Annotated in this window: 23 protein-coding genes; 8 read left to right on the top strand and 15 right to left on the bottom strand. The window is 42.8% G+C overall.

All coding sequences use genetic code 11. The features are described from left to right. Positions 1-16 precede the first annotated feature (16 nt). The 7 genes from Q0590_RS05180 to Q0590_RS05210 form a co-directional block, all read right to left on the bottom strand. The gene (locus Q0590_RS05180) at positions 17-601 is read right to left on the bottom strand and encodes a chemotaxis protein CheB (protein ID WP_302036431.1); all 585 of its coding nucleotides are present in this window, start codon (positions 599-601) and stop codon (positions 17-19) included. Positions 602-714: 113 nt separating this feature from the next. After that, on the bottom strand, positions 715-1185 hold the full coding sequence (locus Q0590_RS05185) for a DinB family protein (protein WP_302036432.1): 471 nt from the start codon (positions 1183-1185) through the stop codon (positions 715-717). A gap of 80 nt (positions 1186-1265) precedes the next feature. Then, positions 1266-2933, bottom strand: a complete 1668-nt coding sequence (locus tag Q0590_RS05190) for a glycerol-3-phosphate dehydrogenase/oxidase (protein WP_302036433.1) — start codon at positions 2931-2933, stop codon at positions 1266-1268. 9 nt (positions 2934-2942) lie between these two features. Then, a complete protein-coding gene (glpK, locus tag Q0590_RS05195) occupies positions 2943-4439 on the bottom strand; it encodes a glycerol kinase GlpK (RefSeq protein WP_302036434.1) in 1497 nt (498 codons plus the stop codon). A 168-nt stretch (positions 4440-4607) separates the two neighbouring features. Then, positions 4608-5192: a 3-keto-disaccharide hydrolase gene (locus Q0590_RS05200; protein WP_302036777.1), complete on the bottom strand. Its 585-nt coding sequence runs from the start codon at positions 5190-5192 to the stop codon at positions 4608-4610. A 225-nt stretch (positions 5193-5417) separates the two neighbouring features. Next, entirely contained in the window at positions 5418-6359 is a 942-nt protein-coding gene (gene miaA / locus Q0590_RS05205) for a tRNA (adenosine(37)-N6)-dimethylallyltransferase MiaA (RefSeq protein WP_302036435.1), read from the bottom strand. 14 nt (positions 6360-6373) lie between these two features. Beyond that, positions 6374-6913, bottom strand: a complete 540-nt coding sequence (locus tag Q0590_RS05210; protein ID WP_302036436.1) for a hypothetical protein — start codon at positions 6911-6913, stop codon at positions 6374-6376. An 84-nt stretch (positions 6914-6997) separates the two neighbouring features. On the opposite strand from Q0590_RS05210, the gene Q0590_RS05215 reads away from it, so the two are divergent. Further along, positions 6998-7975 carry an IS701 family transposase gene (locus Q0590_RS05215; RefSeq protein WP_302036437.1) on the top strand — a complete coding sequence of 326 codons (978 nt, stop codon included), beginning with the start codon at positions 6998-7000 and terminating at the stop codon, positions 7973-7975. Between the two features lie 3 nt (positions 7976-7978). Here the strand turns inward: Q0590_RS05215 and Q0590_RS05220 are convergent, their stop codons facing one another. Continuing rightward, the gene (locus tag Q0590_RS05220; RefSeq protein ID WP_302036438.1) at positions 7979-9253 is read right to left on the bottom strand and encodes a hypothetical protein; all 1275 of its coding nucleotides are present in this window, start codon (positions 9251-9253) and stop codon (positions 7979-7981) included. Positions 9254-9455: 202 nt separating this feature from the next. Between Q0590_RS05220 and Q0590_RS05225 the strand changes: the two genes are divergently transcribed. The 5 genes from Q0590_RS05225 (at position 9456) to Q0590_RS05245 (ending at position 13927) form a co-directional block, all read left to right on the top strand. Next, positions 9456-10586: a glycosyltransferase family 2 protein gene (locus tag Q0590_RS05225; protein ID WP_302036439.1), complete on the top strand. Its 1131-nt coding sequence runs from the start codon at positions 9456-9458 to the stop codon at positions 10584-10586. Further along, positions 10556-11215, top strand: a complete 660-nt coding sequence (locus tag Q0590_RS05230; protein WP_302036440.1) for a carotenoid biosynthesis protein — start codon at positions 10556-10558, stop codon at positions 11213-11215. Before Q0590_RS05225 ends, Q0590_RS05230 begins: the two co-directional genes overlap by 31 nt. 25 nt (positions 11216-11240) lie before the next feature. After that, entirely contained in the window at positions 11241-12125 is an 885-nt protein-coding gene (locus Q0590_RS05235; RefSeq protein WP_302036441.1) for a MerR family transcriptional regulator, read from the top strand. Between the two features lie 403 nt (positions 12126-12528). Continuing rightward, positions 12529-13083, top strand: coding sequence for an RNA polymerase sigma factor (locus Q0590_RS05240; protein ID WP_302036442.1), 555 nt, complete (start codon positions 12529-12531; stop codon positions 13081-13083). Positions 13084-13153: 70 nt separating this feature from the next. Next, positions 13154-13927 carry a tetratricopeptide repeat protein gene (locus tag Q0590_RS05245; protein ID WP_302036443.1) on the top strand — a complete coding sequence of 258 codons (774 nt, stop codon included), beginning with the start codon at positions 13154-13156 and terminating at the stop codon, positions 13925-13927. Positions 13928-13980: 53 nt separating this feature from the next. Here the strand turns inward: Q0590_RS05245 and Q0590_RS05250 are convergent, their stop codons facing one another. The 3 genes from Q0590_RS05250 to Q0590_RS05260 all read right to left on the bottom strand — a co-directional run bounded on the left by Q0590_RS05250 (position 13981) and on the right by Q0590_RS05260 (position 20256). Continuing rightward, complete coding sequence (locus Q0590_RS05250; protein WP_302036444.1) at positions 13981-14883, bottom strand: alpha/beta hydrolase; 903 nt, start codon at positions 14881-14883, stop codon at positions 13981-13983. Between the two features lie 137 nt (positions 14884-15020). After that, the gene (locus tag Q0590_RS05255) at positions 15021-15620 is read right to left on the bottom strand and encodes a hypothetical protein (RefSeq protein WP_302036445.1); all 600 of its coding nucleotides are present in this window, start codon (positions 15618-15620) and stop codon (positions 15021-15023) included. Between the two features lie 46 nt (positions 15621-15666). Next, positions 15667-20256 (bottom strand): translocation/assembly module TamB domain-containing protein, encoded by a 4590-nt coding sequence (locus Q0590_RS05260; RefSeq protein WP_302036446.1) that lies wholly within the window; start codon positions 20254-20256, stop codon positions 15667-15669. Positions 20257-20447: 191 nt separating this feature from the next. On the opposite strand from Q0590_RS05260, the gene tsaD reads away from it, so the two are divergent. Both tsaD and Q0590_RS05270 read left to right on the top strand, forming a co-directional pair. After that, the gene (tsaD, locus tag Q0590_RS05265) at positions 20448-21452 is read left to right on the top strand and encodes a tRNA (adenosine(37)-N6)-threonylcarbamoyltransferase complex transferase subunit TsaD (RefSeq protein WP_302036447.1); all 1005 of its coding nucleotides are present in this window, start codon (positions 20448-20450) and stop codon (positions 21450-21452) included. A 53-nt stretch (positions 21453-21505) separates the two neighbouring features. Next, a complete protein-coding gene (locus Q0590_RS05270; RefSeq protein WP_302036448.1) occupies positions 21506-22258 on the top strand; it encodes a DeoR/GlpR family DNA-binding transcription regulator in 753 nt (250 codons plus the stop codon). Between the two features lie 43 nt (positions 22259-22301). Here Q0590_RS05270 and Q0590_RS05275 read toward each other — a convergent pair whose 3' ends face one another. From Q0590_RS05275 to Q0590_RS05290, 4 genes are all read right to left on the bottom strand, one after another. Continuing rightward, the gene (locus tag Q0590_RS05275) at positions 22302-22664 is read right to left on the bottom strand and encodes a DUF4406 domain-containing protein (RefSeq protein ID WP_302036449.1); all 363 of its coding nucleotides are present in this window, start codon (positions 22662-22664) and stop codon (positions 22302-22304) included. A gap of 6 nt (positions 22665-22670) precedes the next feature. After that, entirely contained in the window at positions 22671-23264 is a 594-nt protein-coding gene (gene nudK, locus Q0590_RS05280) for a GDP-mannose pyrophosphatase NudK (RefSeq protein ID WP_302036450.1), read from the bottom strand. Positions 23265-23351: 87 nt separating this feature from the next. Continuing rightward, complete coding sequence (locus tag Q0590_RS05285; protein ID WP_302036451.1) at positions 23352-23978, bottom strand: chloramphenicol acetyltransferase; 627 nt, start codon at positions 23976-23978, stop codon at positions 23352-23354. 297 nt (positions 23979-24275) lie between these two features. Continuing rightward, entirely contained in the window at positions 24276-24965 is a 690-nt protein-coding gene (locus Q0590_RS05290; RefSeq protein ID WP_302036452.1) for an HAD family hydrolase, read from the bottom strand. Between the last annotated feature and the right edge of the window lie 119 nt (positions 24966-25084).

The following is a 25084-nucleotide window of genomic DNA, read 5'->3' on the forward strand; positions in this document are numbered from 1 at the left end:
AGGGCCAACGTTGGTCTCAACTATTAATATTTATCCCAATACACTTCACTAAAGCATTAGCTAGGCTCGCTGGTGGCAAAATAAAATCCGGACTATCGGCATTGATAGCCATTTTAGGCATGCTGTTGAATACGGTAGAGTTGGGTTCCTGTACCATGACATGCCCGCCATAGTGGTGAATCGCTTGCACACCATGGGCCCCATCCGACCCCAGGCCTGACATAATGATTCCTACGGCCTTCTCTTTCACATCCCTAGCCAGAGACTCAAAAAATATATCCACCGTAAGATTAATCTTCTCATCCGGCAATCGTTTTCGCAGGTACAAATGCCGGTTACGAATGGTAATTACTTTGTTTTCAGGCAGGATGTATACAGCATTCATTTCTACAGGCTGGTTGTGCTGTGCCCAGTAAATGGAAAGGGATGTATGTTTAGCTAATAATTTATCGGCAATACTCCGGTACTCTCTGTTTAAATGCTGCACAATGACAAAGGCAGCCCCAGAATCTGGTGGAATATTCGAAAAAAACTCCCATATAGCCTGGTAGCCACCTGCAGATGCGCCTACCCCTACAATATAAAAATTGGAATGCGACATAGACAAATCAACGTATTGTCATTCTCTATACGTAAATGCTACATGATTGATGCTACTTACCGTAAGGGATGAATAGCTATGCTTAGCACTAGCACGATAGTTTCTTCTTCTCCCTACCAACTACCCAGCAGCCGCCGCATAAGGATAATCTGCCCGGTATGGTAGCTGGTATGGTCTGCAATCAGAAGAGCTTCCCGGAATAAATTTTGCCCGTTTCCATACGCAAAAGGCTCCAGCAATTGAGCTTTCCGGGCCTGTAAGAGTTGAATAAAAGCTTGTTTGTCGGCTTGTATCTGCTGCAAGGAATGTTTCCATGCAGCTTCACTTGAAGGAGAATCTGCCTCCGGCCAGTATTCGTCGGGCCATTTCGGCGATTGGTGATCTGGTCCTTCAGAAAACTTCAGGATATCCCATTGGGCAATGCGGATATGTTCTACCAGCTGCCAGATACTATAGGGCATTTTATGAGGCTTTAAACCTCTCTGCTCTGCCGGTAAACCTTTTATCGATTCTTCAAAAGTTACATGTGCATTCCCTTGGGTCAACAGTTGCGTTAGCTGATCTATCAGTGGCTGTGAGTTCATATAAATAGCTTAAAAGTTGTATCACCTATAATTTTCTGTAGTATACGTGATTTAAAACTATGAATACAAAAAGCAACTTATTAGGCTACTACCAATCCACCAGCTTCCGCTAATCGGGATTGCAAGGTCTGAGAGTGTATTTCTGTAGTTTTGATATCCCAGCCGAAATAATTTGCCATATATGCCACTACGCCCTCCTGCCACTGGCGTACCCAATCTATATTAAAATATAAAGCACCAGTACGGCGGATAAAAAAATCGGTGGGTGTGGCCGTCAGTTCTTCTTCCAGGCTGTATTGTAACTGCACTACTAATTCTGGAGGAAGGCCAAAGGTGTTTGTTTCGCCAGTACTATCTTTTAGCCGGGAAAACAGTTGTTCCACATTTGCGCCATACATTTCTGACCACTTTCTGGCATATTTCTCAGACAAACCAAGGCTTATTCCTTGTTGCGTTTTCTGGTTCACAAACTCTCTGAACTTTGCTGCGCCTCCCACGTTGCCGCCAGATACAGGAATCTTGGCTGTCTGGCAAGCAGGTACTGTTTTTCCTTCATCCTTGCTGAACTGCTCCGACAGAATATTGACCACACGTTCAGCCATTTTACGGTAGCCGGTTAGTTTACCTCCGGCAATGGTAATCAGGCCAGATGCATATTGAAAAATCTCATCTTTCCGGGAAATTTCTGTAGGTCCTTTGCCGGGCTGCCGGATCAACGGACGCAGGCCAACCCAATTAGACTCAATGTCGGAAGCCTGTACTTTGGTGTCAGGAAACATATACCGGATAGCGTTTATCAGATACGTTTTATCCTCTTCGGTCATTAGTGGGTGTTCCATTTCGCCTTTGTACGTAGTATCTGTTGTACCTACATAGGTTTTGCCTTCTCTGGGAATGGCGAACACCATCCGCTTGTCTGGCGCATCAAAATAGATGGCCTGCCTGATCGGGAGTTTGGCATGATCCAGTACAATATGTACCCCTTTGGTAATATGCAATTTATCGCCTTTTGATGGATCATCTTTGCTATCCAGGGTATCTACCCATGGACCAGTAGCATTTACTACCTTTTTAGCATTAATCTCATAGGTTTTACCTGTTAAGCGGTCTTCTGCCTGTACGCCGGTTATTCGTTTTTGTGCATTGTAGATAAACCCAATTACCTTAACGTAATTTAAGGCAACCGCTCCCTGTTGAACGGCTTCTTTCAAAATCTCAATAGTTAGGCGGGCATCGTCGGTGCGGTATTCAAAATAATATGCTCCGGCTTGCAGAATATCTGGCCGCAATAAGGGCTCCCGCTGCAAGGTCTCCTGCGCTGATAACATTTTACGCCTCTCACTGCTTTTTACACCTGCCAGCAAATCATATACACTGAGGCCAATAGAGGCGCCTAATTTGCCTAAACTACCATTTTTTACTAAGGGCAATAACATAGGCTCAGCTCTGGTTACGTGCGGGCCGTTTTCATACACAATTGCCCGTTCGCGGCCTACTTCGGCCACCAGGCCAAACTCAAACTGTTTCAAATACCGCAATCCGCCATGCACCAGTTTAGTAGAACGGCTGGAAGTACCGGCAGCAAAATCCTGCATTTCGAGTAAGCCTGTTTGCAAACCTCTGCTTTGCGCATCCAGAGCAATACCTGCTCCGGTAATCCCTCCGCCAATCACCAGCACATCGAGTACGCTGGCTTGCATTTGTTGTATGTACTGGTTCCGCTTGCGGGAAGAAAAAGAATGTGGCATGTAGCGAATTTATTTTTTTACAGGTTTAAATGCCATAGCCGCTTTTACAGCCATTTTCCAACCTTCATATAAGGTATGCATCTGGTCCTGTGGCATTTGTACGGCAAAGGTACGGTCTGTTTGCCAGTTATTAATAATATCATGTTTATCTTTCCAGAAACCTATTGCTAAACCGGCCAGGTAGGCAGCCCCTAAAGCCGTAGTTTCGTTTACCTTCGGCCTATCTACTGGTACACCCAGAATGTCACTCTGAAACTGCATGAGAAAGTTATTGGCTACCGCTCCCCCATCCACCCGCAGACTTCTAAGTTTGATTCCTGAATCGGCCTCCATAGCTGCCAGTACATCTTTGGTTTGATACGCCATTGATTCCAGGATAGCCCTGATAAAATGTTCCTTTTGTGTGCCGCGGGTAAGGCCAAATACAGCGCCCCGGACTTCACTATCCCAATACGGCGTACCTAAGCCCACAAAAGCCGGTACAACGTACACCCCTTCAGTAGAAAGGACCCGGCTGGCATAGTCTTCACTTTCTTTGGAATGTTTCAGCATCCGCAGCCCATCCCGGAGCCACTGCACGGCAGAGCCTGCCACAAAAATACTTCCTTCCAGCGCATACTCTACCTGGCCATCTATCCCCCAGGCAATGGTGGTAAGTAAACCATTTTGCGACCGTACGGCTTTCGTGCCAGTATTCATTAGCATAAAACAGCCGGTGCCATAGGTATTTTTAGCCATTCCGGGTTCAAAACAGGCCTGCCCGAACAAGGCTGCCTGCTGATCGCCAGCAATTCCGGAAATAGTTACTTTATGTCCACTGAAAATACCTGCTGTTTCGCCATACACCTCTGAAGAAGACCGTACTTCCGGCAGCATGGATTTAGGTACTGTTAATATTTCCAGCAGTTCATCGTCCCAGCGGAGTTCATGAATATTATACATCAGCGTACGGGAAGCGTTGGTATAGTCGGTTACATGTACCTTGCCACCGGTTAATTTCCAGATTAGCCAGCTATCAATCGTACCAAATAATAAATCTCCGTTTTCTGCTTTCTTTCTGGCTCCGTCCACATGATCTAGTATCCATTTTACCTTCGTTCCTGAAAAATACGCATCTATTAATAAACCAGTTTTAGAGCGGAATGTTTCTTCATGGCCCTGGGCTTTTAGTTCTTCACAGATGCCAGCCGTTTGCCTGGATTGCCAGACAATGGCATTATATACTGGCTCTCCGGTGTGTTTATCCCAGACAACGGCGGTCTCCCGCTGGTTAGTAATGCCAATGGCGGCAATTTTAGTGGCTGGCACATAGGTTAATATTTCTCCGATTACCGATCCTACCGAACTCCATATTTCTCTGGCATCGTGCTCTACCCAGCCGGCTTTGGGGAAAAACTGGGTAAACTCTTTCTGGGCCATATGTATAACAGCTCCGGACTTATCGAAAAGGATGGCTCTTGAACTAGTGGTGCCTTGATCTAGGGATAGAATATAGGATTGGTCCATGGAAGTATAAAGGGTTTGTTATAGCTTGATATTTCGTTCGTGCATCAGGATAGGCGCTGAAAAGCCGAAGCGATCTGTTGGCTATGTATTTGACAGATTGCTTCGGCTTATACTCTGCAAAGTTTCACACAAATGGTTTTTACAGGAAAACAGCGAGTTTGAATAAGCTTATATTTCTTCTACCATTAGTTTGCGCCAGCGTACTTTGATGCCACCACCATCGTGAATCTGTAAGGCGATTGACCCATTGCCGGCACCTATTTTTTCATCTTTCAGGTCTACCATTTGCTGTCCGTTCAGCCAGGTAGTTACCTGATCGCCTTTTACCCGTATGCGCATTTTATTCCAGTCGGTTGGCTTCAGGTATTTTTCTTTTTCATCCGGAATTTTCTCCAGCCAGCCTCTGCCATATGACTCATAAATGCCGCCGGTATCGTGGTTAGGTGGGGCTACTTCTACTTGCCATCCACTCACTTTAGTTCCTTCAATAGTAGACCGGATAAATACCCCGCTGTTGCCGTTGGCTTCCAGCTTAAACTCCAGCGTAAGGTCAAAATCTTTATACGGTTTGTCGGTGGCCAGATAGCCATATTGTTTATCCGGGCCACTTTCACAGACCAGTTCGCCGTTTTCTACGTACCATTTTTCGGTGCCATATACTTTCCAGCCAGAAAGATCTTTGCCATTAAACAAGGATACTTTTTTGAAGGAAGGGCTTACCCAGGCAGCGCTTACAAGCAGTACACCCAGCATAATCAGCAGTAAAGGGTTGTTCTTAACAAAGGGAATCTTCATAAATAATTCAAAAAAAATAAGTAAATGAGAAAAAGGTAAGGTTTAGTACACTGCCCCAACAGGAGGGCTTTACAAATTTTACAAAAAATTTAAATAATAAAAGTTTTACTGGCAATATTTTCAGTCACCGGCCTATTCAACACTTCCTTTGCCAGAAAAAGTTACTTTTGTTCTGCTTTCCATCTACCTGTGTTTTGTTTGTTCCAGCTGGCTTCTGATATACGCTACTATTTGTATGTAAGCCTCCGGATGGAACCAATGTATCTGCGGATCTTTAGAAAACCAGGTAAGTTGCCGCTTGGCATACCGGCGCGAATTTCTTTTGAGTAACCGTACCATTTCTGCATAATCATATGTACCTGCTAGGTAATCAAATACTTCTGTATAGCCTACCGTTTGCAGGGCATTGTGTTCTTTGTATGGCAATAAATGTTTAGCTTCCTCTACTAGTCCATTCGCTAACATTGCGTCCATCCGGGCATCTATCCGATTATATAGCTCTTCCCGGTTACGGGTAAGGCCTATTTTTACCAGATGAAATGGCCGGATAATTTTATTCTGTTTGCGGAAAGAAGAATAAGGCTGCCCGGTGCTCAGGCTGACCTCTAGTGCCCGGATAACCCGTTGCGGATTGGCCCGGTCTACTTGCTGGGCATATAGAGGGTCCAGGGTATCTAATTGAGTTAGTAAAGGTTCAAGCCCATCTTGCTGATACTGTGTGGTGAGGGCCTCGCGGATGGCAGGGTCTGTATCCGGAATTTCGTCTAGTCCTTCGCAAAAAGTCTTGATATATAATCCCGAACCACCAGTAAGAATGACTACATCTTTCTTCCGGAAAATTTCTTCTGCAATAGCTAACGCATCTTTTTCAAAAGCAGCAGCATGATAACTTTGGGTAATTGAATGAGAATCTATCAAATGATGTACGATGCCTTGCCTTTCTTCTATGCTAGGTTTGGCAGTACCTATGGTCATCTCCTGGAAAAATTGCCTGGAATCGGCAGAAATAATTTCTGTCGCAAATTCTTTTGCCAGCCGGATACACAAATCGGTTTTGCCTACGGCTGTAGGGCCTACTACGAGAACAACAAATTTATCTGGTATCTGGGGTAGCGGTAGTGTCATGGGATAAAATTCGGTTACTTGAATTTTATAGTTTTAAACATGCTGACGGCGGCTTTCTCGTCCTGTAAATCATACCCTGAGATTACCAGGTGGTTATTACTAGCTACATTTTTAAAGTACACACCGGTAAGTCCCCTGCCTTTCCTTTTCGGACGCACGAGTATAGCCTTTTTTCCCTGCACGAGTTCACTGGTGAAAACATGTTCAAGGGTTGTTTCGCCCTCAAAGTTATAAGAATACATGCCATAATCGAAATATAATGTGTCTGTCAGGTTTGTAATTTCACCAATATAGCTGTCATAGCCTTTGCGCCGGATATAGCGGTAGGCCTTAGGGGTTTCAATGGTAAATGCACCCAGTTGGATAATGTGACAATCCGGATGTGTACTGGCTAGATAATAACTGGGTTCATACACCATTGCATTGTAGGGTACAGATATGCGGTTAACTGATTGATACAGCATATACAAGGCGGAAGGGATGGCCAGAAAAATAACGATTATGGCAACAGTGAAGGTAGCATGAAATTCTTTGAGGGGGTGCTTCCGTAGCATGTGTACCTATAAACGAAAAACCAGCCTGAAATCTTATAAATTAGGAGTTACGCAAAAAGGGTAAATTAGCTAAAAGCGCTAAAGATGCAAGTCGAAGAATATATTGCCTATTTGCTGAGTAGCCCTAGGAACAGTAGTTGTGTACAAGCAGGAGATGTGCTGCAAGTGTCCCATGATGAGGTGAATCGCTTTTTACTTTCAGGGGAGTATCAAGGGGAAGATTTATTTAAAGCCGTTGCCTCAAGTATTGAATTAACTGGTGGTACCTTAACAGTAGATGATACGGTGCTGGATAAGCCCTACACAGAGTTGAGCAGTACAGAAGTAGTCGGCTATTTTTGGTCAGGCAAGCATCACAAAGCCGTTAAAGGAATTAATCTGATTGTGCTCCTTTATACCACCGTGAGTGGCTACAGTGTACCGGTGAATTTTCGTGTGTACCGCTCAAGTGAGGGCAAAACTAAAAACGATTATTTTCAAGCGATGCTTCAACAAGTATGGCAGTGGGGACTACGACCTGCATGGATTACGGCTGACAGTTGGTACAGTTCATTAGAGAATTTAAAATTCTTGAGAAACCTGGAAGTAAATTTTATGGTGGGCCTGGAGAAAAACCGCATTATTTCTACTCAACCTTCCCTTTATGAGCAGGTAGGCCAAGTAGCCATCCCCCAAGAAGGACTGTATACTCACTTAAAAGGATTTGATTTTATAACAGTGTTTCGGACGGTTTGCCAAGAAGGAGACGAGAGGCACTACGCTTTATATGAGAGCGGCCATGATAGGGCTTTACCTGGTTTGCCGGCCAGGGCAGAGTTTGAAGCCCTTCGCCTCAGACACTGGCAAGTGGAGGCTTTCTTTCGCTGTATCAAACAATGTTGTCAAGCTGAAAAATTCTTTGTGCGTAATACCACGGCTATTCACACCCATTTATTTTGTGTGATGAGAGCTTTCCAGAAGCTAGCTGCTTTAACACTAAATAACTTGATTGATTCTATGTATGCTTTGCATAAAATGATCTTTCTGCAAGCTCAACGACTATTCATTGCAAACTTTGCGTAACTCCTATAAATAATCTTTACCAAACTCAGTTGCCAGCCTGTGCATCAGAAAAATAACAGCTAGCTCTGCCTGGCTTTCCTGGGATACGTCTTTTGGGATATACAGAGTATATTCTTGTGTAGCCGTATCGCCAGCTTTTCCATTGCCTGCCTTCTGAATAAGGGCCAGCAGTTTATTATTGGCTAGCAGTTCATAGGTATTTTTTGGATTTACCGGATTCAGCGTATATACCTGATACCCAATCATCCCTTCTAGATTTCTGGCATTTAGCACAAAATCACCTGCCAGTAATCCTTGCGACATACACCTGATCTGTACGTGGGCTTTTGGCACTTGCATAGCACCTGCAGCAGCAGCAGGAGCACTTTGCCAGTTGAACTGCATCCAAAGCTGGTAATCCGTCTGACTTACTGTTTCTGCAATATCTACTCTGGAAGAATAATTATTATCCGGGCTCTGTAAACTGCCAGTATATACCTGCATCAGATCAATGGGATAGGTTTTTCCGGATTTAGTATCCGTATAAATATATTTACTTGCATGTGGCTGCCCTTTTTGTGCCGGAATATTGGATTGCAATGCTTGAAGCGTATATCGATTGGCTTTTTCCAGAAATGCTTGATAGTCCGGATTAGTCAGGACAGGCCTATAAAAAGTACGCAACGGGAGCCGCTTAGTCTCAGCTTTAAAAACCGCCGCTAATGATTCAAGAAAGAGGTCTTTCCAGTCCTTTTCGCTCAGCTCTGTTTCGCCATACAAACCCTTCTCCGGATTTACAGTGGTCCGGAAAGGAAGAGTTACTCTGTGCGTATATACCGATTTGCGGTCTTGATCTTCTATTTTTACTTCGGCTACTGCCTGATAATGCCGGATGGGCAGCCCACTTGTTTCTATCGCTGTGGTAGTAAAAGCAATGGTATGAGTAAAAGCCACAAAATAAGCAGCGGTAGTACGATCAGTAGTAACAAGCTTCAGCTTCGCAGGCAGGGGTGTAGCTGAGTAAGCAAATGTTAGCCAGGCAGCTGAATCCTGCGGGTAGACATGGGTAACTTCCAGTTTTTTACGTACCTGCGTTTGTAGTTCCTGCCATACAGTTTGTTGCCAGCTGGTATCCTGGGTAAAATAATCCGGAAAACTTTGTTCACTGAGCAAACTTCTCAACGACGGATACAACTTTACTTCCTGCTTCACATCGGTAATAACGGCTACTTTTTCCTGCCCATAACTTCTGTAGATGAAACCCAAAAACAAAATTCCTATCCAGAAAAATTTATTCATACGTGTATAGCATTCAGCGGGCAAATATACCGGTTTATTTCTGCTTTACAGGTAGCTTCGCCCACTAACTTGCCCTGGTATAGAACCTCAAAAACAGATTTCTACGGCCTAAAAACACTCATCAAATAATAGCTATAACAGAGCAAAGTACATTATGGTTAAGAATATTATGTATATTTAAGCCCAAAACCACTTTTTTATCTTGGAGATACTTGCCCTGATTACATACAGCTTTTTACTGTTACGTTTCGGTATCACTCTCATTAATTTTTTATCCAGGCCGCTTCTGCCTGTAAAACAACAAACTAGTTATTCTGATAAAGTCTCTATTCTGGTACCTGCCCGTAACGAAGCTGCTACGTTGCCACTGTTGCTGGCAAGCATAGACAAGCAAATGCATAGCAATTATGAGCTGCTTATTCTGAATGATTTTTCTACAGATAGCACCGCCGATATAGTTTCAGCTTATGCAGCAGTAAATGACAGGTGCCGTTTACTTACGGGAGAAGAATTACCCGAGGGATGGCTGGGCAAAAACTGGGCTTGCCATCAACTGGCCAGCCGGGCCAGCGGCCAGTATCTGTTGTTTATAGATGCCGATGTACAGCTTCAGCCAGACTTTATTGCTTCTGCTTTATATCAGATGAAAAGTAAAAATCTGGCACTGCTTTCCGTATTCAACGACCAGATTATGCATTCATTGGGAGAAAAACTGGTAGTGCCGCTGATGCACTATCTGTTGCTTACCCTGCTTCCCTTACGGCTGGTCTACGGCACTAAAGATGCCCGGGTAGCCGCCGCTTCTGGCCAATGTATGCTTTTTGATGCAGCACAATACCAGACCTATCTTTTTCACCAGGAGCAAAGAGACGAGGTAGCTGAAGACATACAAATTATGTGTAGTGTAAAAAGTAAAGGTTTAAAAGGAAATGCCTTACTGGCCAATGGGCTCATCCGATGCCGGATGTACCAGTCATACACCGAAAGTATAGCGGGTTTTAGTAAAAACCTGATTGCCGGCTTTAATAAAAGTGCTTTATTGTGTACGCTGGTGATCTTTTTATGTACAGCTAGTTTTGGAGCTTTTCTCTATCCTTTATCATTTGTTGAAGTTTTATCGCAAACCGGTAAACAATTATTCTTTTTGTCGGTCATTGTATACAGTATAGGTATCCGCATTATGGTTTCTGTTTTAAGCAACCAGCCCATCGTAGCCAATGTGGTGCTGCATCCGTTACAAATGCTTTCATTCTTTATTTTGTTATGTACCGCTTTATACAAACACCTCACCAACACCAACCGATGGAAAGGAAGAGTAGTGCTTACAAGATAGCGCTGGCTTTACTCATTGCCATGCATCTGGCGGGTCTTATGGGGCTACAACATCCGGTGAGCCGCCCTTTTTTTGAGCAGTTGATTGCCTTTAACTTAGTTGTAACTGCAGCCATTGTATTTTATTTTCATAACGATTTCAACCCAAGCTTCATACTGTTTGCGGTAATTACTTTTCTGGCAGGTTATTTTGTAGAAGTGGCTGGCGTACACACAGGGGCCATTTTTGGCCACTACCAATATGGCCAAGCACTAGGAATTAAACTATGGGATGTGCCCTTGCTTATCGGCTTGAACTGGCTGGTTTTGGTGTATTGCACTGGCGTAATCACTCATAAACTACCTGTGCCAGTAGCCGTAAAAATTATTGTGGGGGCTTTATTAATGGTAGCAATGGATTACCTCATCGAGCCTGTGGCCATCCGGCATACCTGGTGGACCTGGCAGGGAGAAAGTGTTCCCTTACAAAACTTTTCCGGATGGTTTATTTCAGCGTTGGTGCTACTAACTTTTTTTCATATACTGCGCTTTGGCAAAAACAATTCTTTGGCTCCTCTGGTATATGTTATACAATTTTTGTTTTTCTTATTTCAATTTTTTTTAAACAAAACTTCCTTTTACGGGTTTTAATGGCTGGAGGTTATTATATAAATTTATGAGCGTTTATTCTATCAAAGATCTTGAACATTTATCTGGGATCAAGGCTCATACATTGCGCATATGGGAGCAACGATACAACATTATCTCTCCTAAGCGTACAGACACAAACATCCGCCTGTACGACGATGTGGATTTGAAACTTGTCTTGAATATATCGCTGCTGAAAGATCATGGATTTAAAATATCTGAGATCGCTAAAATGACAGCGGATGATATGACCGAAGAGGTACGTACTATTACGGAGAAGCAGTTACTATACCCCGACCAGATACAGGCACTCACCCTGGCTATGATTGATCTGGATGAGGATAGATTTGAGAAGATAATGTCTGTGAACATACTGCAGCAAGGTTTTGAGCAGACGATGATTAATATTATCTTCCCTTTTCTGAATAAAATAGGTATGCTCTGGCAGACAGGGGCCATTAGCCCAGCTCAGGAGCATTTTATTACCTACCTTATCCGGCAAAAACTGATGGTAGCCATAGACGGGCAAATCCCTAGCAAGAAGGTTCATCCAAAAAAATATATGCTCTTTCTGCCGGATGGCGAACTACACGAAATAAGTTTATTATTTGCTAATTTCCTGTTACGCTCCAGGCAGAACAAAGTGGTATACCTGGGACAGAGCTTGCCTTTTCAGGATCTGTGCGGGGCCTATGATATTCATAAGCCACACTATATCTTTTCTATTATTACCTCTACGCCTAGCCATCATGAGGTACAACCCTATGTAGACAAGTTAGCCGCCAGGTTTCCACAAGCACAAATTTTGCTGACCGGCTATCAGGTAGTAGCTCAGGATATAACCATTCCAGATAATGTAACCATCCTGAAGTCTATTGGAGACATGATTGATTTTATAGAAATAAATGAATAACCCCGTTGTCTACAACTCAGCTTTGCTGCACGATACCTGTTGGGCTTACCTTTGTCAGGCTTTCAGAAAGCTACTAACCGTTGCCCCATAGTATCTTGCATATATACTTTTTTTGTATGGGTTAAAGCGATACCTGTATAAAGAAAAAGCCCCTCCGGAATCCCAGAGGGGCTTTTTCTTTATAGAATGAGTATATCTACATCGTATATACTAATTCTTGTACACTTATTTAACCTAAACCTTTTAACCAGTATGATCCGATTTTGACCTTTATGAAACAATCGTTGGGAAGTAACCCTGTTTTAAAAAAATGTTTAAAAAAATTTTTAAGCCTGATAGTAAAAAATTTGTACCTTAGAGGGTTACCCTGAGGTAATTTGACCATAAAGATTCGAAATTGATTATGTTTGACGCCAGTGTTATACAAGAAATTAAGAACGGCAACGAAAGTAAGCTGACTAGTGTATACCGGGCCTATCGTGATGAGTTCATCAGTTGGGCGATTAGGAATTACCAGTGCCCGGAAGAGCATGCCAAAGATGTATATCAGGTAACTATCGTCATATTCTATGAAAATATAATGTCGGGCAAACTGGTAAGTCTGCAAAGTTCGGTGAAGACCTATATTTTTGGCATAGGAAAAAATAAGTTGCTTGAATACCAGGCTTCCCTGCGGAAGCAGCAAAACTTCCAGGAAGCGTTTATCCGGGAGCCCATGGAGGAAGAAATTCCGGAGGAGAAAGAAGAAGTATATGCTATGTTGGAAGCAGCCATGCAAGAGTTAGGGGAACCTTGCAAAACATTACTGCAATTATCGTATTACAAAAATTACAGTACCGATGAAATAGCTTCTGCCTTAAATTATAAAAGCACAGATTCAGCCAAAACCCAAAAATATAAATGTCTGGTGAGGCTCAAAAAAATAGTACAGCAACAAGCTTCTCCGTTTAGGGAATAGAAATAAAAAATAATAAGACATACAAACCATTGGTATATAAATGAAGTTGTACAGGTATTTATAAAACGTTATGATAGAGAACATTGCCCTTACCGAACTAATAGACAAATATTTAGGCGGTGAACTTAAGCCAGAAGAGAAAGCAGCCTTTGAGAAAAGACTGGCTACCGAGACAGCCCTTTCCGAACAGGTAACTCTTCACAGGCAAATTACAGCCAGCTTTAAATCTTCCGGCAGAGCAAGTTTGCTTGCCATGTTAGAAGAGGAAGATGCCAAGATGCCAGCATACCAGGAAGTAACAGAAGAAGAAAATAAACCAGAGGCAAAAGTAATTGCTTTCAATAACAGAAGCAGGCAAATGTATTACTGGGCGGCAGCCGTTATACTTCTATTGCTGGTACCTTTCATTTTCATTATCCGGAATAACACTGCTCCAGACCGCCTGGCTGGCAAATATTTCAAACCCTATGGAAATGAGTGGGTGCCTGCTAACGGGGACACAGCCGATTTGTCTACCAAAGCGATGAAGCACTATGAGGAAAAGAACTATGCTATGGCATTGAGTGCCTTAGAAAAGATGCTGGGAAGCGATGAAGCAGAAGTGCAGTTTTATAAAGGTAACTCTCACTTAGCATTAAATCATCCTCAAGATGCCATTACTTGTTTTGCAGCCGTATTAAATATGCCTGCAAATAAATATACTGAAGAAGCACAGTGGTACCTGGCCTTAAGCTATATCAAAGCAGAAGATAAAGCCAAAGCCAAAGATTTGCTTAATACTATTGTAGAAGTTGAAAATCATCCTTTCCATAAAGATGCCACAGAACTTCTGAAAAAACTCTAATTCCCTATACAACTTTCAACAAAAAAGGCTGCCCGTAAGCAGCCTTTTTATTTTTACCAATTCGCCAGCCAGCTAAGCAGGTTCTGCGACCAAATTTTCAGTTTTGGATCATCAGGTGCCAGGCCTACCCCATGCCGGCCTTTCGGAAATACATGCAACTCTACTGGTACCTTATGTTCTACACAAGCCTGGACAAAAAACAAACTATTTTGTACAGGCACCGCACTATCGTCAGCTGTGTGAAACAGGAATGCAGGCGGTGTATTGGCGGTTACCTGTTTATGGTTGGAAAGCTGCTCCACCAAGGTAGGATCAGCCTCTTTCCCTAGTAAATTATCTTTTGAGCCCATATGCCCATATTCGCCAAAGGTAATAACCGGATACCCTAGTATCACTCTGTCTGGGCGGGCAGAGGTAGAAGAAGCCAGGTCATCCAGGGGGTCTTTGTACAATTCTGGCTGGGTAGCTACAGTAGAAGCCAGATGCCCACCGGCGCTGAACCCCATAATACCCAGTTTTGTTGTGTCAATTCCATACTTTGCAGCATTTTTACGCAGTAAGCGCATAGCCCGGCAAGCATCCGCATAAGGTGCCGGATGCTGGTGGGTGCGGTGACGGTAAAAGAGTACGGCACTTACTATACCCTGGCTGGCGAATAACTCGGCAACTTGTTTGCCTTCATGGTCTTCGGCAATGGCATAGTACCCGCCACCTGGGCAAACCAAAATAGCCGGGCGGCTGGTTTTAGCATTCTGCGGCAGATATACTTCGATTTTAGGACGTTCACTTTCCTCAGTAGGAAGATCATTTTTAGATCCTTTTTCCCACAAATAAATAGTTTCTTTTTTCACAGCAAGAGGTTTAACAGCCGGTTTTCCGGAACCTAAAAAGTTCCAGCCCAGCAGGCCGGAGAACAGAGAGGTTTTGGCAATAAAATTTCTTCTGGTGGTGTGCATAGGTATTGGCTTTCAATAATGGGATTGCCGGTGAGTTTACTGGTTATTTCAGAAGAATCCAAATGCACAAGTTTTTTTCTTTAACCGGGAGAATAACTTTCGGTTCATCAGTAAGTGCTTGCTTAATCAGCTACCTGTCAATAATAGCAGTTTTTTTGCTCCGGCCTAAATTCAGACCAAACCCGGATAAGCTGATCGACAATGGGTTCTTTGTCTTTCCTGAATTGCTTCCAAAAGCCCAGATTAGTTACTATGGCATATTCCGCTTCTTCAAACACAGCTTTTACTTTCTCTGAATCCGCAAGAATAGAGGTTAGATACACCAGTTGCTCATCTATACTTTTATTAGCCAACGGCCCTTCCCCAATAGCAGGGCCACTGTATTGGTTGGAGTAACGGGAGGCAACCACACGAATGTGCCCTACAATATTAGCATTAAATGCGTCTAGCTCTTCTGCCGGAATCCAGTATTCGGTATGTATCTGGCCTCCTACAATTTGTTCCTGGTATTTCGATAAGTGCTCCTGGCTGATATCAAACTCGGTAACAAAGCCGCAATAATCTCCATTAGACACAACATTCCATTCTCTGGTAATTTGCTCGGCGTAGGCGAAGTTGGTAACCGGATAGAAAATTGGCTGCCAGTACAGCCGGGGAGGATACGTCCTATATCCTGAATCAACAATCAGTTTTAATTCTTTGAGACCCAGTGGCCTCCAGAGTCTTACAGTAGTCATTGCAATTTATCTATGTAACCTGCAATATATTAATAAAACCTGGATGCTACTTTTTCTTTTGTTCTGTTGAGGAATTCTGATTAGTGGTGCCAGTAGTGCTGTTGGTGGGAATCGATTGGGTAGTAATATCTTCTTCTTCAGCATCTACTACCGGAGCTTGTTTTTTCTTCTTTCTCTTGAAAGAAAAGATATCCTTGAGGTTATTAAAGTTTTGCGAATGCAATAAACTAACCCCTGTAACCATATTGGTGTTACTCATATCAGAGATCACTACATTCTGATTATAGCGGTTAAACATTTTTAACTTCAGCCGGCCATCTTTACTTAAAATGTACTCTACTGTCCAGTCGCCCAGCATAGAGCGGCTATCCGACTGGCCGGTTACCCGAAGCCTTCCATCAAACATCGAGTAAGACAACCGCAATTGAAGGGTATTTAAGGCATTTTGGTCCATGGTGTTGAGGTTCATGTCTATTTCCAGGTTTTCGTCAATAGCCTGAGATACCCAGTAACTCAACTGGTTGGATAATAACTCACTTAAACTACTTCCCACCGAGCCTTCCACCCCACTGAATGCCCCCTCTTCAGACAATCGCCGCAAAACAAGCAGACTAAATACCTGTTTGTTCAACTCCTGTTCATCAGTCATCAGGCGTGATTTATAACTCAGGATAGACGCCATAAAAATAGGATCATTCTGCGGATAATCGTCAAAGTTTACGCCCAGGTCGATATCTGGCGATAGTAGGTCTCCTGTAAGCTTCATCAGCACAGTAACCGGATAGCGTCTGGTGTATTGCGGTGCTGGGTTTTCTCTATCTCCGGTTAGCGCATTTTTTATGATGGGAAACAGCGAAGCCGTTTGTTCATAGGTGGCGTTAATATCCAGTATACCTCCGTAGGGATCGCCCGACCAACTAATGCGGCTGCCTTCCTTAATCTTAAATTCTTTGTTAATGGCATTCAACAGCGTGAAATTATACGCCCCTTTACTGATTTCATAATCACCGAACATGGTAAAGTCACCTTCTGTATCTATCTGCATCTTGATTTTCCCATTGCCATTACCCCGGATAATGTCTCCGGATTTAATGTCAAAAATAATTTCACAATAGGCATCCGGGGTTATTTCAAAATTGAAATCAAGCTTGATGCCTGATAAATTCACGGATGCTTTGTTTTCTGTTACCACCGTATCCCCTATTTGTGACTTACTGATAAAGGTGATAAAATCCTGTTTTTGCTCTACTGTTTTGGAGGTACCGCCAATGGGTATATAAATTTTTGTGCCTTTATTACTTAAGGCATTGGCCGTAATAGTTAAGTTGCTGATAGAACCCAAAATAGAAAGGTTGCCTGTTGCATAGGCTGTTCCATAAAACAGATCATTGTCTTTGGCTGTGGTATTAAGCACCTGGAAGCTCTGCATGGTAGCACTCAGGTCTATTACAAAATCTCTGAACCCATCATGAAAGACCCCCCCTTTCAGGTAGGCCAGGTTATTATCCTGATCATACAGTTGCAGTTGCCTTACCCCTATTTCATTTTCACTGAAGTAAACTTTGTCGTTAAAGTGGTAGGTAGTATTCAGGTAATTGTATTTAAATCTACCTCCATTTACCGTTAATGCGCCCTTCAACATGGGTGCAGTAAGCATACCAGTAATTTGCAAACGGCCACTGGCGGTACCTCCTATGTTGGAAACATGTTCTTTAAAGAATGGCTCTAATATCTCCAGGTCGGTTTTATTCAACGAAGCTTGCATAGCCAGGGCATTTTCTTCCGCCTGTGGATCGTAAAAGCCAGACAAGGAGAGAATCCGGTTTCGCATCCGGTAAACCTGGTAATTTACACCAATCCGTTTGTTAATTACATCCCAGGTAGTTTGCCCGCTGATATCACCAATCAAGAAATTATCTATTACCAGTTCCCCTACTTCCAGTTCACTTTGCACATTTACATCTTTGTAAAAATCTTTAACTTTTACAAATACATTTGCTGTGCCCAGCAATTGACGGCCAATTATCGGGTTAAGCGTCTGCATTTTAAATTCCTTCACTAAAAGCTCCACTTCTTTTTCCGGATTATCGGAAATGGTGCCGTTAACAGAAATGACCTGGAAACGGTTAGAAATGGTCAGGTTATTGAAATTGATGTCTTTCTTCTGGAAAGAGATTTTGTTTTCTTTGGCAATGTGCCACTCCTGATCGAGTACCTGAAAATGTGACGGCTTGAAAACCAGTTCTATTACCTCGGGTAAGATCTGTACATTCCCCTTCAGGCTGGCATAATTAGAACTGGCTGTTTGCCTGATGGTGCTATTGAAGTCAATCTGTTTGTTGCCCCAGATAGCCTCTACGGTTAGTCCTTCGGTGGCTGGTGCCGAGCCTAGTTGTTGCCTGTCGGAATGAATATACGCCTGGGCCAGTACATTGGCACTATCTGCCAGCTTGGAAGTAGTAATATCAACAACCGAGTTATAAAACTTATATTCTTTAAAATGCAGGGAATCTACCTGTGTATTAAAAGAAACAATAGAGGCAGCCCCGTTGGAAAATACCCCTTCGGCTTTTGTCCCTTTCGATACATACAAGGAGGGATAGAACATAACCAGCAGGGGATTTATATCTTTAAGTTCGGTAGTTATATCTATTTTATAATTTTTAGCTGTGCCAAGCCGGGTTTTATTCTTTTTCTGGTAATAGCTTTCTGCAGCGGCGGCATCAGCAAAACTTAGTTTATATTCTTGCAACAACTGGGCTCCATCTTCCAAAACTCTGGAAAATTCAAAATTTCCCTGCAAACCGGCGGAAGCAAAATCGGAATCCAGATAAACGGTTCGGCTAGTTTCATCTTTGGAGGCAAACAGGTATACCGAATCTATGATTAAATCGCGGTTGTTATAGAGAACATAGGAATCTGTGAAAAGAGCTTCACCTACCATATCATCCAGCTTTATGCCCTGGAAGTTCACATTTAGCTTAGTGCGGATAATGGCTTCCTTATCAACAAATTTTAGTGCATACAGGTTGGCATTTTGCAGGTCTGCTTTTATGTCAAACAGTTTTTTGCCATCTCTCAGATCCACTTCGCCATCGGCTGTTAATACAAGATTTGTATCTCTGACGGCAATGTTTCCTTTAAATTGCTGGCGGCTAAAATGCCCTTTCACCCGCATATTTTTATAATCGTACTGCTTCAGCCCAAGCCGCCTGACGGTGGCATTCAAATCCAGGGAGGCATCTTTGATGGAAAGACCTTTGCCTTTTACTTCGCCACTCATATCCAGTAACTGGAGTAACCCGGGTTCGCCGGATAGATAGCCGATGTTTAAGCCATAGGTACTCAACTTGCCAGAATAAGTAGATTGTGCACTTTTTTCCTTCAGCTTCAGGTTTACGTCCGATACGATCCGGCCTATTTCGGTAGAGAAGTTGCCATTCGCCACAAAGTCGTTGGTAAAGCCCAGGAATTTCGCCTTCAGTGCAATTCGCCCAAACTTCTGGAAGGTAGCATATGCACTGGCATCTGGAATGTACTGTTTCAGATCTACAGGCTCTACCGAAGAGGGCTGCAAATCCATATCAATAAAGGTTTCTTGAATGTTGGGTAAGCCTGTAAAGCTAATATCTCCATTGATAGAGCTGTATTTTCCAAAATGTACCCGGGCATCTTTTAAACGGAAGCGGGTAACTTTGCCGTTAAACTCTCCACTTACAATCCATCGTTCCTCATAGCGGTTCAGGTAGGGAGCAAACAAACCCAGATCCTTTGAATAAATACTGGTGCTGTCCATGTGAGCTACCATGGTAATTTTATCATTAAAGTCACTCAAATGGGACGGGCTCTCATAGTTGAATTCAACATAATTCCCTATAATGCTATTTCCAACGTGTGCAGAAAAGCCGGACAGGTACATGGCCCTTTTGGTATACCTGTAAAAACCGGTGAGTTCTTTTACATCCAGGTGAGTTTGTCCGCTGGCATCACGGCCCCGCATCTGATCTATATCTACTTCTATTGTATCGGCGGCCACCCGGAAGTTAAAGGTGTTGGCATAAATACTATCGATGGCAATATGCTGGTAATCGAAGCCATCGGTAATGGAGTCTTTCCGCTCGTCGTTGTAGGAGAAGTAAACATTGGCTAGTTGTACCCGGTCAATAGAAAATACAGGCACTTTGCCGCCTGTCTTGGTGGTATCTTTCGGGCGGGTTAGTTCATTAATAGCAATAATAAACTCATCAATATTCAGGTTATTATCTTTTTTGCTTTTGATCAGGCGTACTTTGCCATCCGTTAGTATTACTTCATCTATATTGATGTGGCCTTTGGTAAGCAAGGAAGGCAGGTCAAAATCTACAGCCAGCTCAGGTACGTCTATCATGCGATTCTCTTCCCTGTCAGCAATCAGCACCTCTTCAAACAGCGCATTGTCAAACCAGCGAATATGCACCTGGCCAATGCTAACGGGAAAACCTAAGGCTGTTGAAATTTCTTTGGCGGCTTTTTGTGCCAGTATGGTTTGAACAGCAGGAATTTGCAAGGCAGTTACCAGACCTACTATCAGCACCAGTGCAAATACTAGTGTGAACAGCAATGTTCTGATAATTGTTTTTGTGATAACTTGCACCATTTACCTGTTATTCTGATTATTCAAGAAGCGGCTTGCCTATGCATGACCGGATTTAGTTTATTAATAAATACAAAGGTGGTAACCCTGGTTAACTAGTGTAAAACAACAAAAACAGGGCTATGATTCAGCAAGGTACACTTGTTTTATTATAAACTTACTCCCGTTTCTTCTTGTTAACGACTACAAAGCGTATGAATTATACAATTTTAGCAATAGAATCTTCCTGCGATGAAACGTCAGCTGCCGTTTGCATAAATGGCAAAATTCAGTCCAATATCATTGCCACACAAACCGTTCATCAAAAATATGGAGGCGTGGTGCCGGAACTTGCTTCCAGGGCACACCAGCAACATATCATTCCTGTTGTAAATCAAGCAATAACGGAAGCAAAGATAACGAAAAATGACTTACATGCTGTAGCTTTTACACGTGGTCCGGGATTATTAGGGGCCTTACTTGTCGGGAGTTCATTTGCCAAGGCGCTGGCACTTGGATTAAAAATTCCGCTAATCGGCGTAAATCATATGCAGGCGCATATTCTGGCCCATTTTATAGATGATCCTGCTCCACGGTTCCCCTTCCTTTGCCTGACAGTAAGTGGCGGCCATACCCAGATTGTAAAAGTGAACGATTACCTGGATATGCAGATCATCGGTGAAACACAAGACGATGCTGTAGGAGAAGCCTTTGATAAAACGGCTAAGCTTCTGGATCTGCCTTATCCGGGTGGCCCGTTGATAGACAAATATGCGCAAAGCGGTGATCCTAAGGCTTTTACTTTTCCTAATGTAGACATGCCCGGCTTGAGTTTTTCATTCAGTGGCATTAAAACCTCTTTTATGTATTTTTTGCGCGATAAAACCCTACAAAGGTCAGATTTTATCCAAAATAACCTCCCCGACATCTGTGCCAGTATCCAACATACCCTCATACAAATTTTAATGAAAAAGCTGGTAAAGGCTTCTAAAGAAACTGGTATCCAGGAAATAGCCATTGCCGGTGGCGTATCGGCGAATTCAGGCTTACGCAAACAACTTACCGAAACCGGAGCCCTGTATAACTGGAAGGTATATATCCCAAAATTTGAATACTGCACTGATAATGCTGCCATGATTGCTATGGCTGCTCATTACAAAGCATTGGCCGGACAGTTTGCCTCACAGGATGTAACCCCTTTACCCAGGATGGATTTTTAATTCTCTTGCTCATTTGTGATGTTTTGTGTGTATTTTTGAACAAATATAACCTTATGACCTTTCAAGTCCGCAAGCAACTTATTTTATCTTCTCTGGAGCAGAATGGCAGTGTGGAAGTAAAAGAACTGGCTCAAAAGCTGAACACCTCTGAAATTACTGTGCGGCGGGATCTGACTTTATTAGCTGAAAAAGGCTTGCTGGTACGTACACATGGGGGAGCCGTAACGCTAAGTTTAGCTAAAGATCCGGTGCATTTCAGCAATAAAGTAGCTACTAGGCAAGAGCAAAAAGAATATATCGGCCGGCTGGCTGCTGAACAGATCAACGAAGGAGATACCGTGTTTATCGATTGCGGCAGTACTACTTTTCAGCTTTGTCCATTTATTCGCCACTTGAAAATCCGGGTTATTACTAATTCATTGCCTGTGGTAGAGGAACTAATGGGCTCTTTGGTTGGGGTAAATATTATGGGTGGTGAAATTGATGCAGACAGGCAGGCCGTACATGGGTTTATGGCCATTGAACACCTGAAACGCTACAGGGTAGACAAAGCATTTATTGGCGTAGATGGCCTTTCGTTGCAATATGGATTAAGCGCCAACAGTGAAAAAGAAGCTTCTATTACGCTGGCTGCTGCAGCCAATGCCGGTCATGTATATTTGCTCTGCGATTCCAGTAAACTAGAGAAAGATAAATATTTCCGTTTTGCTCCGCTCTCCATAGTTCACACATTAATTACCGACCAACAAGCCCCCGCAGATTTAGTAGAACAGTATACGCGGAGAAATTTACAGGTATTAAATTAAAACCGTTTTGTTCAAAATTGCAGGTAGTTTATACCTTGTCGGCTCAAAAGCTTATTTCTTCTACTGAAGTAAATACCTTTTTGCTTAACCTTTTTGCTGTAATCACCATCTGATCGGCTCCCTGCGATGGGCCGCCGGTCCGCAGTACACCGTCGCAATGATGGATAAGATCAACGGCTATAGGATGAAATATCTCATTAAATATTTTGTCTCCTATCTGTTTGGAACCCGCCTGTTCAATAAGTGGCAAGGCAAACCACTCGCCAAGCAGAGGGATAAATCCTTTATTGAACACGTGCAGCGCTGCTTCATTCATCACCTCCATATTGGCGGCAATTTTAGCCGGATCATCGCCGGTACCGGAGCGGTAAGGGCCTGCAATCAGGATCATTTCTTTCTTTGGCATACTACATTAACTTTCGAGAATTTTATGCAACTGCAGGTATTGAATCAGCATAATGGTTTTACCATCTATAATTTCGCCACCGGCTACCATCTGCACGGCTTCTGAAAAGGGTATTTCCAGTACTTCAATATCTTCGTCTTCTACTCCCCCGCCACTGGTAATTCTATCCGACTCCTCATATTGGGCAATGTAGAAAAACAACCTTTCTGTTACCGATCCCGGACTCATGTAGGCTTCAAACACTTTCTGCACCTCTCTTACCTTGAACCCGGTTTCCTCCTCTGCTTCCCGGCGGATAGCCACCTCCGGCTGGTCCTGGTCCAGCAAGCCGGCGCAGGCCTCTATAAGCATCCCTGTAGGATTACCATTTATATAGGTAGGCATTCTGAACTGGCGGGTAAGAATAATTGTCTGTTTCTGCAGGTTGTACAGAAGAATGGTGGCTCCATTTCCCCGGTCATACGCTTCACGGGACTGTGTTTCCCTTTTGCCATTTTTGTGCTGGTAAGCGAAGGTTATTTTTTTGAGTGTATACCAATTATCTGATAATACTTTCTCTTCCTGAATGGTAATAACAGGGTTTCTTACTTCTTTGATCATTTTATTGTCTTTATGATTATTTATGATCAAAATAAAACAAACTGTTTCTCATTTCCAACTATCACAGAAACTATTTTCTTGCGGAACTCACTCCTGGTTTAGCAGTTCCTCAAATAAACTGATATACTGCCCCACATGGAAGCCATCCATTAACGCATGATGCACATGAATAGAAACAGGCATCTGCTTTTTACCCTGCTGCTCTGTTACCTTTCCGAAGGAGATTTTTGGAATACTGTCTTTATAAGAAAAGCTCCGGGCATGCGATAAGCTGGTAAAATTGATCCAGGGAATAGACGAATAATGAATTACATTTTCGCTTTGCATGGCAGGTACCAGGCCTTTCTCCTGTTGAACCTTCTCTATCTCTTTTTTGGCAGCTAGCATGAATTCTTCCAGAGTAATTTTGTAATCCATATAGGCAAATCCAAACGTTCCGTCGGGGCGGTTGATGGTAGGTGAGGCATGTACTGCATCGTATATCACTACTTCATCTGCAAGAATTCTGTAGCGGAAAGGCTCTATGGCATTGGCTGCTTTCAGGGATTGGTAGAGATAATACAGGAAAAAGGAATAGCCCTTGGCTTTGGCTACTTCATAAGCCCGGGTACAATCTATATTGATACAAACACCGAAAAATGGCTCTTCAAATTGTTTAAAGAAATGAAAATGGTCTTTTCTGGCCCAGGTAGTTAGGTCTAGTGGCTTTTTCATAAGAAAGAGGTTTGAAATTGAAGAGTAAATGTTTAGATAAATAAGATTGATGAGGAGTTCAGGACAGCAATAATGAATCCCGAACAAGGAATAATGAATACATACATGCTATTTTCTTCATCATTCGATATTTATTCCAAGTAGCTAGTATTTTACCAACATACAATTTATCCTATACCTGATGCTCAACCCTGTTAGGTTTTGAAACCTAATAGGGTTACTTCTATCGATTATATGGGAATATGCACTAATAGAAATTAATCCTGAAATGATCCTTTTCCACCTTCCAATCTCTATTTATGCCAGCACAAAAGGCAATATTTCTGAGAGAGTCTTTACCTGCCTGAAATTCTGATGCTCTATGTGATGATCAATATGCTCGTGTGCCCAGGTGATATGATACGGCACGTGCACCCCATGGCCGCCAATAGCCAATACCGGCAATACATCAGATTTTAAGGAATTTCCAATCATCATAAATTCATCTGGCTGTATATCCAGGCGCTTAATTAATTTTTCATAATCTATTTCTTTTTTGTCACTCATAATCTCAATGTGGTGGAAATAATGCCCTAAGCCAGATTTTCTCAGTTTGCGTTGCTGATCAAGCAGATCTCCTTTGGTGGCTACTACCAGGCGGTAATGTTTCTGCAAAGCTTGCAACACTTCTTCTACACCTTCCAGCAGTTCTATGGGTTTTTCCAGCAATTCTTTTCCATAATGGATGGCTTTTTCTATCACTTCTACATTTAAAGTTTTTTCGGACACACGCAGGGCAGTTTCCACCATGGAAAGCATAAATCCTTTTACCCCGTACCCATACAGCGGCAGATTATCTATTTCTGTCTTAAAAAGTTCCTGGGCTACGGTATGCTGCGGCAGGTAATCTTCCAGCAACTGGCAAAATTTAATTTCTATCTCCCGGAAATAGGGTTCGTTCACCCATAAGGTATCGTCGGCATCAAAAGCAATTACTTTTATAGTCATCAGGTGGTATGGATTATATATAGGTAAATAAAGGATCAATTACGGATGCAATATGTGCGGAACAAATTTTAATGTCAACACAGAAAAATAAAAGGGCAGATATATATCTGCCCTTTTAT

Source organism: Rhodocytophaga aerolata (genome assembly GCF_030503435.1).
GTDB lineage: Bacteria > Bacteroidota > Bacteroidia > Cytophagales > 172606-1 > Rhodocytophaga > Rhodocytophaga aerolata.